This is a genomic window from Flagellimonas sp. (genome assembly GCF_965233845.1).
GTDB lineage: Bacteria > Bacteroidota > Bacteroidia > Flavobacteriales > Flavobacteriaceae > Flagellimonas.
In genome coordinates this window covers 4,175,732-4,192,193 of record NZ_OZ247584.1, presented here as the reverse complement: position 1 = coordinate 4,192,193, position 16,462 = coordinate 4,175,732, and the positions used below count along the sequence as shown (strand labels likewise).

The window sequence follows — 16,462 nt, the reverse complement described above, 5'->3', positions numbered from 1 at the left end:
CGAATCCAATTACTCGGGAAACGCATGTAACAACTCCATCCCCGTAGAAGATCGTGGTACAAACCCTGGCCAGGTTTCCTTATTGGAGTCCTCCTTGATATCCAAAAATTTGCTGTAGTCTTTCTGTTTTAGGTGGGTTCCTAAAAAGGCGGTCACAAAATGCTGGTTTATGTTATTGATTCTGCGCTGATCCCAAGAAGGTTCCGCATAACGGTAGTACTCATCTATATGCAAACCAGCTTGCAAAGCTTCAGCGGGTGGTGGATTGGGTGCCACATTGTGTCGTGCATCCATATAGGTCAACAAATATCGGTCTGCATTTACAGCACCCTCGTAAATAGCTTTTATTCCTTTTTCATAACCCGAAACATCATCTTGATCCCCTGCAACGAACAAGGTAGGTGTCTTTAAACCTTTCAAGGTTTCTGCATCCCAAACGCCGCGCTCCATTCCCCAGGGTGCAAAAGCAACCACCGCTTTGATCCGTGGATCCATGGAATTTTGATATTCCTCGCTTGCACTTCCTCGAACTGCCAAGGCATTGCTGCCTCCCGTCATCCCCTTAAAGAAATTGATAGCAAACTCACTGTAGGCCGCTCCAGCAACATTAAGCACGCCATAGCCGCCCATGGAATATCCCACAATTCCCGTATTATCTCCATCAACATGCTCCGAAAGGAAGTGTTTCCCTGCGGCCATTTCGTTCACCACAAAAAGAATATCCTTGGAGCGATTGAGCAAGGTGCTCTGAAAAGGAGCTGCGTCCTTAAAGGTCGATTCGGTATGATCAATGGCCGCAACTATATAACCCTTGGAGGCCAAATTTTCGGTGAGGTAAGTCATCAAGTAGCGCGAACCCACATAGCCATGGGAAACCACCACCAAAGGAAATTTTCCATCTGAAGTTACCGGGGCGGCATCCCTAGTGGCCCGTCCATGAAAGGTGAACGGAATTAAGGGACGGTTGGGGTCTCCGTTGGTACCCATGACTTCATCGTATGATATCAATCCTTCGGTTTCAACAGCTGCGGGATACCACACCTCCACTGTCAATGGGCGATCGTACAGAGAATCGTTGCCCTCTTTGGAGTTGAGAACATCCACTTGCCCCTTGTTTACAAATTCCAAGGTTCGGACTCCAACTTTATATGGTCCACGAGCCGATAACTCAGGTGCATCTGGCAAGGCATCTCCATAAACAAAGGATGTTTCTTTTTGGGCAATTAATAAAGCGGGTAATAGCAGACCCATAACGAAAAGGGTCCGTAACAATTTGCGAGATTGTACAGTTTTCATTGTGCGATGGTTTTAGTTACTAAGCTCCTTACAAGATACCCATTTTGAATTCATTGAAGCAGTCTAGTATGGAATAATGATCGACTGTGTTCCTTTCCTTATTTTTGGGCATGCCCAAGTACGATTACATCATTATTGGAGCTGGTGCGGCTGGACTGCTATTGGCCGATGCCTTGGGAAATGATTCCTTTTTTTCCGACAAGTCCATCCTGATTTTGGACAAGGACAACAAATCCAAAAATGATCGCACTTGGTGTTTTTGGGAGAAAGGTATCGGGGATTTTGATGGTATACTATTCAAAAACTGGCCCAGTATCTTTTTTGGGGGAAAGGATTTGAGCTTATCTTCTTCCATTACCCCCTACCGCTATAAGATGCTCCGTGGCATAGACTTTTACGAAGAATATAAGTCAAGATTGAATAAGTATTCCAACATCCAATGGGTACAAGATGAGGTGTTACGAATAGAAGTGAATGAGGACTGGGCAGCTGTTTCAACCCAAACTGACCAATTCTCGGGCAAGCAAGTTTTTAATAGCATTTTTGATTCCGAAGCAGCCAGAAATCAGCAAAAATATCCGATAATTCAACAGCATTTTTTGGGATGGTTTGTAAAAACCCCGAAACCGGTTTTTAATCCAAATGAGGCCACCTTTATGGACTTTTCCGTTCCCCAAAAAGGCAATACCCGTTTTATGTACGTACTCCCATTTTCAGAGACCGAAGCTTTAGTGGAATATACTTTGTTTTCAGAAAATATATTGGAAAAGTATGAGTACGAAGAAGCCCTAAAGGATTATCTGAAAAACAAACTCGATTGTGAGGATTTTGAAATTACCGATACAGAAAGAGGTTCCATTCCCATGACAAGCTATCCATTTCATAAGCATAACTCGAATAGGGTTTTTAATATTGGCATTGCAGGAGGTTGGACCAAACCCAGTACCGGTTTTACCTTTTACAATACCTACAAGCAAGTGAAACGTTTGGTAAATCGCATTAAATTGGATAAGGGCCTTACAGGGTTACATCAAAAGAAAAGATTTTGGTTCTATGATCTATTGCTTTTGGACATCCTCTACAAACAAAACCACTTGGGTAGCAGCATCTTTGAATCGCTTTTTAAAAAAAGAAGTCCCCAATTGATCTTGAAATTCCTAGAGGAAGAGACTTCGGTTTGGGAAGACCTCCAAATCATTTGGGCCTGTCCCAAACGCCCCTTTTTAAAAGCACTTTGGAATAGGTTATTTTAAACGGTACGTTGCATGAGCTTGTTGCCAAAGACCCTTAAAAGTTCCTTGTTCTTTTCGGGAATATTGAGGGATTCCAAGGTGCCAAAAGCTTTTTGGGTATAGCTTTCGATTTCCTTTCTGGCAGCATCCACCGCTCCACTTTCCTCAAAAATGGTCTTGACCGTATCTACCTTGGTGTTTGAATCTTCGGGCTGTATGGAATAGAGGTGCATCAGTCCCTCTTTGTCTTCTTTTGGGGCAAATTCCAGTGCCTTTAGATACAGGAAGGTTTTTTTGTTTTCCATGATATCCCCTCCCACTTGCTTTCCAAAAGTTTTGGGATCTCCAAAGGCATCCAGGTAGTCGTCCTGTAATTGGAAAGCTATTCCGAGGTTTCGACCAAAGTCATAAATGGCCTGGGTATCTTCCGGGCTTGCTCCTGCAATTACTGCTCCCATCTTCATAGCGGCAGCGACCAAAACAGCTGTTTTGTATTCGATCATTTTCAGGTATTCCGGAATGGTTACATCGTCCCTGGTCTCAAAATCCACATCATATTGTTGTCCTTCACAAACCTCAATGGCCGTTTTGCTAAAAAGTGAAATCAACTGTTTGAAGATTTCTGGAGAGTAGCTTTCCAAATATTGATAGGCATTGATCAGCATGGCATCCCCTGACAAAATTCCCGTGTTGATATCCCATTTCTCATGCACCGTGATTTTGCCTCTACGCAACGGGGCATCGTCCATGATATCGTCATGCACCAAGGAAAAATTATGGAACACCTCTATGGCCAAGGCCGCATCCAACGCATCTGTAGGATCACCTCCAAATAAGTCCGTTGTCATCAATGTCAACACAGGGCGCATCCGTTTTCCACCCAATCCCAAAATATAGGCAATGGGCTCATAAAGGTTGTGGGGTTCTTTTGGAATCAGTTTGTTTTCCAAATAGGAATTGAACATTTCTCGGTAACGTTCAATGGCGTCAGAATTCGTCATGGATCAAAAATACGGTCAATTTAAACAGTATCCCAATCCGAAATAAAAGGACTATTCAGCAAGATTTGAAAAAAGTTTCTTTAAAAAACGCAATAGATTTGAAAATCATCGTCTCTATAGATGAAGACCGCTAATAGGCTTTTTTTAATGGCAGCCAATAAAGAAAACTATAACAGACTCACTAGCTTTTTTAATGAGGAATACCATTCCTTAAAAGGTTATGTACAGTCTAGAATTGACGATACCACGGAACGTGACGCCGAGGATATTGTTCAGGATGTGGCCTTGCGGATCTTTTCAAGGACGGATGACCTATCGCCTATAAACAATATTGGGGGATTTGTATACAACTCCATTAGAAACCGAATTATTGATCTGATGCGAACCAAAAAGGACAAGGTAAACGAAGGAGATGATTTTGAAGCCCAATGGGCTGAGTTTGCCGAGCTCTTTTATGGGGATGCGGACAACAACTACCCTGAAAATGTTCAGGAAGCACTGAAACTTGGAATTAAAACCCTAAAACCAGTTTACCAAGATATCATTATCGCGGTGGACTTTGAGGGGTATACCTATAAGGAAATTGCAGAGGACACAGATATCTCTATAGGGACATTAATGTCCAGAAGACATCGCGCCTTGTCCTTGCTATCAAAATACTTAGAAACTATAAAAAATTCAACATTATAATTAAAAGCATATGGAACCTAAAGAAAGATATTACGAAAAGAGGGTGGAAAAGTATGTAACCAAGGGTTTTAAAATATTCTTTGCCTTCATCATTTTTTGCATTTTGGTGCTGCTTGCAGGTTATGTATTCATGCACTTATGGAACTGGTTGATGCCTGATATATTCGGATTGACCACCATTGGCTATTGGCAATCCCTTGGATTGATACTATTGGCCAAATTTATCTTCGGATTTGGAAATCATTCCTCCAAAAAGTCCAATCATAAATCCAAAAAACGTCATAAAGGTGATAGGTTCTGTAGAACAAAAAAAGAATTTTCCAAATGGCAGCATTACGATCAGTTCTGGAAAGAAGAAGGAGAAGAAGCCTATAACGCCTATTTGGAGCGAATTACTAAAGAAGAACAGTATGGCGCCCAGGAAGAAAACTAAGGCCATAGAAAAAATTGAAAGCTATCGACGCAGAGCTTTTTTCTGGCGTTCAAGTCCTAAATCAACAACTGAGTCCAATTCTGATTTCCAAAATCGCCAGTATACTGTTGATTAGCAACCCATAAGACCAAAGGATTAAACATTCGTTAAAAAAATGTAAAACCTTGGAAACTTTTTTTGTTTTTAAAGTTTCCAGGTTTATTTTTGTCGCCCAATTATGAGAGATAAGATTTTACATAAGGCGACGGAGATGTTTTTGACCCTTGGTTTCAAAAGTGTCACTATGGATGATTTGGCCAATGAAATGGGGATTTCCAAAAAGACGATCTACTCCCATTTTGAAAATAAGACCAAGTTGGTAGAAGAAAGTACCTTGGATATGTTTTGGTGTATTTCCAACGGTATTGATGAAATCATTGCATTGGCCAAAAACCCCATTGAAGAACTGTACGAGATCAAAAAGTTTGTCATGGTGCACCTCAAAAACGAAAAATCCTCCCCCCAATATCAGTTGCAAAAGTACTATCCCAAAATACATGAGGCTTTAAAGAAGAAGCAATTTGAGGTGATGCAGGATTGCATCAAGGACAACGTAAAACGGGGAATGGAAATGGGAATTTACCGAGACAATTTAAGTGTGGAATTTGTATCCAGAATCTACTTTTCTGGCGTCACCAGCATAAAGGACAACAATCTATTTCCAATCCAGATTTTTAACATGGCAGAACTCACGGACGATTATCTTGAATACCATTTACGAGGAATTACAACAGTCAAAGGAAGAGAAATCATAAACTCAATCATCAATTCAAATTAAATCTAAATGCGAACAACCATCATCAGCCTATTTTTAATTCTATCGTGGTTTAGTCAGGCGCAGGAAACTAACCCGTACAGTTTTAGTATGGAAGAGGCCATTGCCCATGCCCTGGAACATAACTACAGTGCCATCAACGCCAGTAGGGATATTGTAGACGCCCAAAAGCAAAAATGGGAAACCATTGCGGACGGGCTTCCACAAATATCTGGTGACATTAGCTATCAAAATCAATTAAAGCAACCTGTAACCCAAATTCCGGCGGAGTTCTTTGGTGGTGAACCAGGAACCTTCCAGGAAGTTGTCTTTGGTCAGGCACAGTCTGCCAGGGCCACGGCCACCCTTACCCAACAGATTTTTGATGGGTCTTATATCGTGGGGGTTCAGGCCACCAAAGCTTTTCTGAGTTTTAGTCAAAACAACAAGGAAAAGAACGAACTGGATGTCCGGAAAGCCGTTGTTGAGGCTTATGGCAATGTGCTTTGGCCCAGGAGAGTGTTCTGATTTCGGAGAACAACAAAAAAACCTTGGAGAAAAACCTGTACGAGACCCAAAAAATATTTGAAAATGGTTTAGGGGATGAGGAAAGTGTAGATCAATTAAAGATTACCCTTTCTTCGGTGGAAAATCAACTTAAAAACGCCAAACGTTTGGAGAAGATTACGCTTCAAATGTTGAATTTGGTCTTGGGACTCCCCATTGAGACTCCAACGGTTTTAACCGAAAACTTGGATGATCTTACGCAAAAGCAAATCGATTTTGGGTTGGTGGATTCTGCCTTCAATATTCAAAACAATGTGGACTATAAATTGGCCATTAATCAAGAAGAGCAGCGTTATTTTGAGCACAAGTTGGCCAAAAGTAGGGCACTGCCCACTTTGAATGCCTTTGTGAATTACGGGGGAAACTCGTTCAGTGACAGCTTTAATTTTCTGAGCAGCGGACAGGAATGGTTCGGTTCCTCTGTTTTGGGGTTTGACCTTAGCATTCCTCTTTTTAGTTCGCTGAAACGAAGTGCCAGTACACAGCGGGCCAAGATTGCTTTGGAAAAAGCCAAGACACAGCTCACGGAGGCCGAGGAGCAAATTCGATTACAACTGGAAAGTGCAAAAAGCGACTATATCCTGGCTATAGAAGAGTATGGAACCTCCAAAGAAAATTTGGAGCTTGCGGAGCGCATCGAAAATAAAAATCAAGTCAAATATTCGGAAGGATTGGCAACCAGTTTTGAGCTAAGACAAGCACAGACCCAGTTGTATACAACCCAACAAGAATACCTTCAATCTATGGTGGATGTTATAAATAACAAAACCGCTTTGGAAACTATCCTAAATAATTAAACTCATCAAATAATCCATATCAATCATGAAAAAAATAACATATATCATACTAACAGCCGTGGTTCTTTCCTCCTGTGGAGGTGGTACACAAAGTACAGTTGAAAGTGTGTTGGCAGATAAAAACCTTGAGGCCATCCGTGGAAAGCGAGCAGAGATTTCAGCGCAGCAAAAAGCGTTGGAGAAACAATTGCATTCCCTCGATTCTGCCATCGCTCAATTGGATGACCAAGCAAAGTTGCCGCTTGTAACCACTATTTTGGCCAATGCGGAAAAGTTTGACCATTATTTGGAACTTCAAGGAGATGTAATGACCAAACAAAACGTATTGGTGTACCCCGAAATTTCCGGAACACTGAACCGTGTTTATGTCAAAGAAGGTCAAAAAGTGTCCAAAGGACAATTGTTAGCTTCCATTGACGATGGGGGACTATCCAGTCAATTGGCACAAATGAAAACCCAGGCGGCCTTGGCCAAAACCACCTTTGAGCGTCAAAAAAGATTATGGGAACAGAATATTGGCTCTGAAATCCAGTATCTAGAGGCCAAAACCACTTACGAAGCTCAAGAGAGCGCTGTAAAGCAGATGCAGAGCCAGGTGGCCAAATCCACCATTAGGGCACCATTCTCCGGAATTATTGACGATGTAATCCAGGATCAAGGTACTGTGGTAAGTCCGGGTACCGGGATGGCTGTTTTTCGAATCGTCAACCTTTCCAATATGTATATCGAAGTTGAAGTTCCAGAAAGTCATTTGCCCAATGTAACCCCTGGAAAAAATGTTGAAGTCTACTTTCCTGTGCTTGGCGATAGCGTTACCACCAAGGTGAGACAGACAGGAAACTTCATCAATCCGAGTAACCGTTCGTTTACGGCTGAAATTCCAGTTCCTAGCGAAAATGGAAAAATTAAGCCCAACCTTACGGCCAAAGTCATGATCAATGATTACACCAACGAAAATGCCATTTTGATTCCCCAAAGTATCGTTTCAGAAAATGCGGAGGGAGAACAATATGTGTACTTGGTGGATGCAGATTCCGTTTCGTCTGACGCCATTGCCAAAAAAGTAATTATTGAAACGGGAAAGACGCAAGGAGACTATGTTGAGGTATTGGCAGGAATCAATAACGGGGATGGTATCATAGATGAGGGTGCCCGGAGCGTAAAAGAGGGCCAAAAGGTAAGAATCAAAAACGGCGAATAGACCAAAGACTTAAATTATTATGAGCAAGCAAAAAAAGAAAGTCGACAAAGAATTTAGGCTGTCCTCATGGGCCATTGACAACAAAACAACCATGTATGTTTTGATTGCCGTGATACTTTTTCTTGGTGCATCCGCATACTTTAGCATGCCTAGGGAAAACTTCCCTGAGATTAAGGAAACAAAAATCTACATAAGCTCCCTTTATCCGGGAAACACTGCTGAGGATATTGAGAAACTGATTACGGACCCGTTGGAGGATGAGCTTAAAACGGTCAGCAATGTCATAGAAATAACCTCTACCTCCCAGGAGGATTATTCCATGATCATAGTGGAGTTTGATGAAAATATCTCGGTAGAAGCTGCCAAACAAAAGGTAAAGGATGAGGTGGATTCACAAACCGCTGGAGAGGATTGGCCCACCTTTAACGGTGCCAAAGTGGAACCCAATGTGTTTGACTTAAGTATGTCTGAGGAGATACCTATTTTGAACATCAATATTTCTGGAGATTACCCAGTGGATAAACTCAAGGAATATGGGGAATATTTGGAGGATGAAATTGAAGGCTTGGCAGAAATTAAGCAGGTAGATATCCGTGGTGCCCAAGAAAAGGAAGTGGAGGTCGCGGTTGACATCTATAAAATGATGGCTGCCCAAGTTAGCTTCAATGATGTGATCAACGCCATTGGCAATGAAAATATGACCACTTCCGCCGGTAACCTGATTACCAGTGGTCAACGAAGAACCATCAGAATCGTAGGTGAAATTGATGAACCCAAAGATTTGGATGATTTTGTGGTGAAGTCTGAAAACGATGACCCAGTTTACCTTAAGGACATTGCCGAGGTGACTTTTAAGGAAGAGGACAAAACCACTTATGCGCGTGAATTTGGACATCCTGTTGTGATGTTGGATGTAAAAAAACGTGCAGGTAAGAACATGGTGGCGGCCGCTGAACAAATTCAAGTTATTGTGGACAATGCCGTTGAAAATGTGTTTCCACAGGATTTGGAAATCAGTATAGCCAACGATCAATCTTCCAAGACCATTGGGCAGGTAGATGACCTCGTAAACAACATCATCTTCGGTATTATTCTGGTGGTAACAGTATTGATGTTTTTCCTAGGTTTTAAGAATGCCCTTTTTGTTGGGTTCGCCATCCCCATGTCCATGTTTATGTCCTTGATGATCCTAAGTACTTTGGGATATACCATGAACACCATGATCCTGTTTGGTTTGATTATGGGACTGGGAATGCTGGTGGACAATGGTATTGTGGTGGTGGAGAACGTATATCGACTTATAGATCAGGAGGGTATGTCTAGGTTGGAGGCCGCCAAAAAAGGAATCGGAGAAATCGCGTTCCCTATTATCATATCCACCTTGACAACTGTAGCGGCTTTCGTTCCTCTAGGATTATGGCCAGGGGTTATGGGACAGTTTATGATCTATTTCCCTGTTACTTTGTCCGTCGTTCTAGGCTCGTCACTCTTTGTGGCCATCTTCTTTAATTCGGTTTTGGTTTCCAGATATATGACCACTGAGGATAAGAAAATGCCCTTCAAGAGCATTGTACAAATAACATCGATTGTAGCTGGAATCGGAGTGCTGATTATCCTGTTCGGTGGGAGTTACAGGGCTTTGGGAACCTTAATGGTATTTACAGCAATTATGCTCTGGGTGTATCGACTATTCCTAAGAGGTTGGGCCAATGGTTTCCAAAATACCATTTTGCCCAAATGGGAAAAATTTTATGAGCGTACGCTTAGAAGGGCATTGGCCGGTAGAAAACCTATCTATATAGCCATAGGTACTTTTGTGTTGTTACTCATTGCTTTCATGGGCTTTGGGGCATCCGTTGGAAGTCAGCGAACCAAAGTAGAGTTCTTTCCGGACAATACGCCCAACCAAATCATTGTCTACATAGAGTATCCTGAAGGAACCGACATTAAGAAGACCAATGACATTACCGAGGAAATTGAGCAGCGTGTTTATAAGATTATCAACGAAGATGCTTATTTACATGGGGACTATAACTTTTTGACGGAAAGTGCGGTTTCCCAAGTTGGTGAAGGAGCTGGTAACCCGCAGACCGATGGGGGGTCGGCCGCCGAGATGCCGCATAGGGGCAAGATCACCGCAACCATGCGGGAATATAAGTTCCGGGAAGGTGCGGACAGTAACGAGCTGCTAAAGAAAGTTCAGGAAGCTTTGAAGGATATTTATCCAGGTGTTGCCATTTCCGTGGAAAAAGATGCGGTAGGTCCGCCCGCGGGTTATCCCATCAACATTGAACTGGAAGGAAACGATTATTCTGAGCTTATTGCTACCGCCGAAAAAATGCGGAATTACATCAATTCCAAAAATATTCCAGGAATTGATGAGCTTAAGGTGGATGTAAACAAATCAAAGCCTGCCATGTTGGTTGATGTGGATCGGAAAAAGGCTGGTGAACTGGGTGTTTCCACAGGACAGGTAGGGCAGCAACTGCGAAATTCCATTTTTGGTGCCAAGGCTGGGATTTACAAAGAAGATGGTGAGGATTATGATATTTATGTTCGTTTTAATGAAGAGAACCGATATAATACCAGTGCCATCTTTAACCAAAAAATCACTTTTAAGGATCAGAATTCTGGGCAAACCAAGGAAGTTCCAATTTCCGCAGTAGCTAAACAGGTTAACACCTCTGGATTTAGCGCCATTAAACACCGGGAAACAGAAAGGGTTGTAACGGTGTATTCAGCATTGGCCCCCGGGTTCACCGATGCGAATGCCGTGGTAAGCAAGATCAAGGATGAAATGGATTCGTTCACCGAGCTTCCCGCTGATATCAAAATTGACTATACCGGACAGTTGGAGGAGCAGAACAAACAAATGGCATTTTTAATGGGTGCCTTCTTTACAGGATTGGGGCTGATTTTCTTTATCCTGATATTCCAGTTCAATTCCGTTTCCAAACCAGGAATTATTATGCTGGCCATCTTCTTGAGTTTGATTGGGGTGTTTGGTGGAATTGTAGCCACGGGAAGTGCCTTCGTGATCATGATGACCATGATGGGAATTATTTCCTTGGCGGGTATTGTGGTGAACAATGGGGTGGTGCTTCTGGATTACACCCAACTCTTGATCGATAGGAAGAAAGTGGAATTGGAATTGGAAGAAGATGACCTTCTGGAGCCAAAGGACTTTTTGGAGGCCGTGGTCAAAGGAGGTAAAGCAAGGTTACGTCCAGTATTGCTAACAGCAATTACCACCATTCTCGGTTTGATTCCATTGGCAACAGGATTCAATATCAACTTCTTCACCTTGTTCAGTGAATTTAACCCCAATATCTACTTTGGCGGGGACAACGTGATTTTCTGGGGGCCTTTGGCTTGGACGGTTATTTACGGACTGTTTGTGGCCACCTTCCTAACCTTGATTGTGGTGCCTATTCTCTTTAGCTTGGTCTACCGAATTAAGGTAAGGATCCATAAAAGAAGGGTAAGAAAAGAAGAGCATAAAAAAGAAGTATTGGACATTGCGGCCTAAGCTTATTTATAATAACTAAAAAAGCCCCCCGAATAATCGGGAGGCTTTTTTTATTTAAACACTATCTCAATTTACATATCAACAGAAACAATCTCGGATTGGTTCCAATTCTTTACGTGTACAATGCGGTTTTCCACAAAGTCAACTTCTTTCAAAATCTCATCTTTCCAAAAAAACCATTTCCCGGATTTTTTCCCGTTGATATACTTTCCGGAGGCAATTTTCTTGCCTTCCAAGCTGTACATGAACCACTGCCCATGCAATTTTTCGTTTAAAAAATAACCCGTTTGGGCTATTTCGCCATTTTCGTGAAAATATGTAGCCTTAACCATGTCCCCTACCTTTTCCATAGTGGGTTCAATATTTTGTGAGTACATACCAACCGAAAACATCACTGCCAAAAAAAATATTGCTTTCTTCATATGATATGGGATTTAAATTGTTATTTCAGTAACATTAACGACATAAAGGTACTTAATATTTTACGTTAAATATATATTTTCATAACATTAAATTTACATTAAATACATAAATGTCTGTTTATTAGTATTTTAACCTAAAAGATATTTTTAGCTACAATCCTTTCATCGAGAAATTTTGCTAAAAATCTAGACCGCTTTTTTAGATCAATCCAGATTTCGCCAAACCCAAGTGATCTTCAATTGTATTGGATAAAGCCCGATATAATTAGAAAATGCATTTATCTAGCAGAAAATAATGGCATTCCTCTTAAATTTGCCCCTCCATAGCAAATAAGATGTATAGAAATAATACGTGTGGTGCCCTGAGGGCCTCAGATATCAATTCGGAAGTTGTACTAAGTGGTTGGGTGCACAAAGTAAGGGACAAAGGTTTTGTGGTTTGGATAGATTTAAGGGATCGATATGGTATTACCCAATTGGTTTTGGACCAAGACCGAACCCCTGTTCAACTTTTGGAAATGGCCAAGGAGCTGGGTCGCGAAACCGTCATCCAGGTTAAAGGTCAGGTCATCGAGCGGGCTTCCAAGAATCCTAACATTCCCACAGGTGATATTGAAGTTTTGGTAAGCGAGCTTCAAATTCTTAACGAATCCATTGTCCCTCCATTTACTATTGAAGATGAAACGGACGGTGGCGAGGATATTCGTATGAAGTACCGCTATTTGGATATCCGAAGAAATCCTGTAAAAGACAATTTGATTTTCAGACATAAGGTTACCATGGAAGTCAGGAAATACCTTTCTGACCACGGATTTATTGAAGTAGAGACTCCCTACCTCATCAAATCCACGCCAGAGGGTGCCAGGGATTTTTTGGTGCCAAGTCGTATGAATGAAGGGCAGTTTTATGCCTTGCCACAATCCCCCCAGACCTTTAAGCAACTGCTGATGGTAGGGGGAATGGACAAATACTTCCAAATCGTGAAGTGCTTTAGGGATGAGGATTTGCGCGCAGACCGCCAACCCGAGTTTACGCAGATTGATTGCGAAATGGCCTTTGTGGAACAGGAAGATATCCTGAATGCATTTGAAGGATTGACCAAACATCTATTGCTAGAAATCCATGGGATAGATACCGGGGATTTTCCCAGGATCACTTTTGATGAAGCCATGCAAAAATATGGGAACGACAAACCCGATATTCGGTTTGGTATGGAATTCGGAGAGCTAAATTCAGTGGCCCAACACAAAGAATTCGATGTATTCAATTCAGCGGAGTTGGTTGTAGGTATTGCTGTTCCCGGTGGAGCAGCTTACACCCGAAAAGAAATAGACAAGCTTATTGACTGGGTCAAACGTCCACAAGTAGGGGCCAAGGGCATGGTCTATGTAAAGTGTAATGAGGATGGCTCCTATAAATCTTCTGTGGACAAATTCTATGATCAGGAAGATTTGACCCAATGGGCCGATGTTACCGGAGCCAAGGCTGGCGATCTTATTTGTGTACTTTCAGGGAACACCAACGAAACAAGAGCGCAGCTCAGTGCACTTCGTATGGAATTGGCAGAACGTTTAGGTCTAAGGAAACCAGACGAATTTGCCCCGCTGTGGGTCGTTGACTTTCCTTTATTGGAATTGGATGAAGAAACAGGAACCTATCACGCCATGCACCACCCCTTTACTTCCCCTAAACCCGGCCAATTGGAATTATTGGACTCCAATCCTGGAGAAGTAAAGGCCAATGCCTATGATTTGGTGCTGAATGGAAACGAGATCGGTGGAGGTTCCATCCGTATTCATGACAAGGAAGTACAGGCCACCATGTTCAAACATTTGGGTTTCACCCCTGATGAGGCCAAGGAACAGTTTGGGTTTTTAATGGATGCCTTCCAGTATGGTGCCCCTCCACATGGTGGCATTGCCTTTGGACTCGATAGGTTAGTGTCCATTTTGGGCGGTCAAGAGACCATCCGTGATTTTATCGCATTCCCAAAAAACAACAGTGGCAGGGATGTAATGATCGATGCCCCGGCAAACATTGACGAGGAACAATTGAAAGAGCTCCATTTGAAATTGGACCTTTAAAGTAGATACAAATCCCGCCGCTGAGCGGGATTTTTAATACTTTTAAGTACAGTTGCACCCAATGCCCAACAAAAAGAAAAATCTCCTCACCCGATTTCTCAAATGGCGATATAAAAATATCTCCAACAAAACCTTTGTACACATTATGAGCGTAGTGGTGGGGTTTATGGCCGGATTGGCTGCGGTCACCTTAAAGAACATCACATATTTCATTGAAGAATTATTGGAAGCTGGGATAGTGGTTTCGGAAAACCAGCTCTATTTTATTTTACCCGTGTTTGGATTGACCTTAGTGTACCTTTATGTAAAATTTGTACATAAAAAGCCTATACAGCATGCTGTTTCTTCCATTATTTTTTCCCTCTCCAAAAAAGGAGGCCTCTTAAAGGTCAAAGACATCTACACCCCATTGATAGCGGCACCCCTAACCGTTGGTTTTGGAGGTTCCGTAGGATTGTTGGGGCCAGCTGTAAAATCTGGGGCCGCCATAAGTTCCAATCTAAGCAGGTTGTTCCATATTGATGCCAAGACCCGTTCCCTTTTGGTGGCCTGTGCTTCTGCGGGAGCCATTTCTTCCATTTTTCAATCGCCCATTGCGGCCATTATTTTTGCGGTGGAGGTTTTTACCCTCGACCTTACCATGTTATCCATGTTGCCCTTGCTTTTGGCTTCTATTTCCGGAGTGCTTACCTCCTATTTCTTTTTGGGGAACGAAGTACTTTTTAGTTTCTCATTATCCGAGGGGTTTGCACTTAAAGACACTTTCTTTTACATATTATTGGGGGTAGGCACCGCTTTTGCTTCCATCTACTTTACCAAAATGTACTTCTCCATTTTGGAGTTTTTCAAACGCTTTAAAAGTCCAAAATACAAGCTTTTGGTTGGCGGTTTGGCCATAGGAATTATGTTATATGCCATTCCACCTTTATATGGTGAAGGGTTTGGTTTCATAAATAATTTATTGGATGGGGACCATATTGAAGCATTGGGCAAAACCCCTTTTGATGCCTACACCCACAATATTTGGGTGGTGATAGCCCTCTTGTTTGGCATTACCATTTTCAAGGCCATTGCCATGACAACTACCTTTGCCGCCGGAGGTGCTGGTGGAATTTTCATCCCAACTATGGTGATGGGAAGTGCTTTGGGAAACGTGGTGGCCAAGGTCATCAACAATTTAGGGTTGGGCTTCGATGTCTCAGAAAGTAATTTCACCTTGATTGGAATGGCTGGCTTGATTGCGGGGGTTATCCATGCCCCTTTGACCGCCATATTCTTGATTGCCGAAATAACAGGCGGGTATCAACTTTTTGTGCCATTGATGATTACCGCTTCTATTTCCTATCTCATCACTAAAAACGCACTGGACTACACCATTTACACCAAAGAATTGGCCAAAATTGGAGCCCTGCTCACCCACAACAAAGACCAAATGGTCTTGGGATTGATGGAAATGGATGACGTCATCGAGACAAACTTTAAGTCGGTACATCCAGAAATGTCCTTGGGGCAAATGTTGCATGAATCCGTTTCCAAATCCAAACGGAACATATTTCCTGTGTTGGACGAGAACCAAAAGTTAATGGGCATTATCGTTTTGGATGACATCCGTGAGTTTATGTTTGATAAAAAGCTTTATGACACGGTCTATGTCAAAAATCTGATGCATGCCCCCCCTGAGCATATTTTTTACAATTCGGACAACATGAAACAGGTGATGCGAAAATTTCAGGACAGTGGTGCTTGGAACCTACCTGTGATCAAGGATGGTAAATATGTCGGATTTATTTCAAAATCCAAGCTCTTGACCGCCTATCGAAGAAAATTGATCAATTACACCCGATGAAATTCAAACTAAAATATATCATCATTTTTGCGGTAATCGCCTCCTTTGGTTCCATCATCTATGGTTTCGCCATCAAAGAAGAAAATACGCGAGTAGCGAATAAATTTATTGGTGCCGGAACTGCTGGACTGTTTTTGGTGGCCATGCCCCTTTTCTTACTAAAAGCAAGTAAGGGTAAGCAGATGAAAGATTATATGTTGACCAAGGAGAACATTAAAAAGATGCAGTCAAACGAGGAAAAAAAGACTGAAAATCAATAATTTTCTTAAGATTTAAAGTTGAAATCATCCAAAGCAAATTAAAATAAACTACATTAGTACTTTAACAATTATTTATTTTAATGACTGGCACAGTAAAATTTTTTAATGGATCCAAAGGTTATGGCTTCATTACCAACGACGACACAGGAAAAGACATTTTCGTTCATGTTACCGCATTGAACGGAGTGGAATTGAACGAAGGCGACAAAGTAGAATACCAAGAAGAAGAAGGAAGAAAAGGAGTGGTTGCTGCACAAGTGCAGGTAATCGGATAACAATATTTTATTTTGATTTGACAAAGCCCTGATGGT

At 42.0% G+C, this 16,462-nt stretch carries 13 protein-coding genes and 1 pseudogene; 11 read left to right on the top strand and 3 right to left on the bottom strand.

Annotated features, from left to right (window positions below; all coding sequences use genetic code 11):
- Positions 1-9 precede the first annotated feature (9 nt).
- On the bottom strand, positions 10-1,296 hold the full coding sequence (locus ACO6S0_RS18725) for an alpha/beta hydrolase family protein (protein WP_422349804.1): 1,287 nt from the start codon (positions 1,294-1,296) through the stop codon (positions 10-12).
- 110 nt (positions 1,297-1,406) lie between these two features.
- Between ACO6S0_RS18725 and ACO6S0_RS18720 the strand changes: the two genes are divergently transcribed.
- The gene (locus ACO6S0_RS18720) at positions 1,407-2,549 is read left to right on the top strand and encodes a lycopene cyclase family protein (protein WP_422349803.1); all 1,143 of its coding nucleotides are present in this window, start codon (positions 1,407-1,409) and stop codon (positions 2,547-2,549) included.
- Here ACO6S0_RS18720 and ACO6S0_RS18715 read toward each other — a convergent pair.
- A complete protein-coding gene (locus ACO6S0_RS18715) occupies positions 2,546-3,529 on the bottom strand; it encodes a polyprenyl synthetase family protein (protein ID WP_422349802.1) in 984 nt (327 codons plus the stop codon). The two genes, ACO6S0_RS18720 and ACO6S0_RS18715, sit on opposite strands and share 4 nt — an antisense overlap.
- A 147-nt stretch (positions 3,530-3,676) precedes the next feature.
- Between ACO6S0_RS18715 and ACO6S0_RS18710 the strand changes: the two genes are divergently transcribed.
- The 6 genes and pseudogenes from ACO6S0_RS18710 to ACO6S0_RS18685 all read left to right on the top strand — a co-directional run bounded on the left by ACO6S0_RS18710 (position 3,677) and on the right by ACO6S0_RS18685 (position 11,539).
- A complete protein-coding gene (locus ACO6S0_RS18710) occupies positions 3,677-4,219 on the top strand; it encodes an RNA polymerase sigma factor (protein ID WP_422349801.1) in 543 nt (180 codons plus the stop codon).
- 10 nt (positions 4,220-4,229) lie between these two features.
- Positions 4,230-4,652: a hypothetical protein gene (locus ACO6S0_RS18705; RefSeq protein ID WP_422349800.1), complete on the top strand. Its 423-nt coding sequence runs from the start codon at positions 4,230-4,232 to the stop codon at positions 4,650-4,652.
- Between the two features lie 217 nt (positions 4,653-4,869).
- On the top strand, positions 4,870-5,469 hold the full coding sequence (locus ACO6S0_RS18700; RefSeq protein WP_422349799.1) for a TetR/AcrR family transcriptional regulator: 600 nt from the start codon (positions 4,870-4,872) through the stop codon (positions 5,467-5,469).
- A gap of 6 nt (positions 5,470-5,475) precedes the next feature.
- Positions 5,476-6,809: pseudogene (locus ACO6S0_RS18695) on the top strand (TolC family protein).
- Positions 6,810-6,834: 25 nt separating this feature from the next.
- Complete coding sequence (locus ACO6S0_RS18690) at positions 6,835-8,010, top strand: efflux RND transporter periplasmic adaptor subunit (RefSeq protein ID WP_422349798.1); 1,176 nt, start codon at positions 6,835-6,837, stop codon at positions 8,008-8,010.
- Positions 8,011-8,029: 19 nt separating this feature from the next.
- Complete coding sequence (locus tag ACO6S0_RS18685; RefSeq protein WP_422349797.1) at positions 8,030-11,539, top strand: efflux RND transporter permease subunit; 3,510 nt, start codon at positions 8,030-8,032, stop codon at positions 11,537-11,539.
- 71 nt (positions 11,540-11,610) lie between these two features.
- Here ACO6S0_RS18685 and ACO6S0_RS18680 read toward each other — a convergent pair whose 3' ends face one another.
- A complete protein-coding gene (locus ACO6S0_RS18680; RefSeq protein ID WP_422349796.1) occupies positions 11,611-11,961 on the bottom strand; it encodes a toxin-antitoxin system YwqK family antitoxin in 351 nt (116 codons plus the stop codon).
- A 335-nt stretch (positions 11,962-12,296) separates the two neighbouring features.
- On the opposite strand from ACO6S0_RS18680, the gene aspS reads away from it, so the two are divergent.
- The 4 genes from aspS (at position 12,297) to ACO6S0_RS18660 (ending at position 16,426) form a co-directional block, all read left to right on the top strand.
- On the top strand, positions 12,297-14,045 hold the full coding sequence (gene aspS / locus ACO6S0_RS18675) for an aspartate--tRNA ligase (protein WP_422349795.1): 1,749 nt from the start codon (positions 12,297-12,299) through the stop codon (positions 14,043-14,045).
- A gap of 61 nt (positions 14,046-14,106) precedes the next feature.
- The gene (locus ACO6S0_RS18670; protein WP_422349794.1) at positions 14,107-15,891 is read left to right on the top strand and encodes a chloride channel protein; all 1,785 of its coding nucleotides are present in this window, start codon (positions 14,107-14,109) and stop codon (positions 15,889-15,891) included.
- The gene (locus ACO6S0_RS18665; protein WP_422349793.1) at positions 15,888-16,151 is read left to right on the top strand and encodes a hypothetical protein; all 264 of its coding nucleotides are present in this window, start codon (positions 15,888-15,890) and stop codon (positions 16,149-16,151) included. The genes ACO6S0_RS18670 and ACO6S0_RS18665 overlap by 4 nt, the downstream gene beginning before the upstream one ends.
- An 80-nt stretch (positions 16,152-16,231) precedes the next feature.
- A complete protein-coding gene (locus tag ACO6S0_RS18660; RefSeq protein WP_138836430.1) occupies positions 16,232-16,426 on the top strand; it encodes a cold-shock protein in 195 nt (64 codons plus the stop codon).
- Positions 16,427-16,462 lie beyond the last annotated feature (36 nt).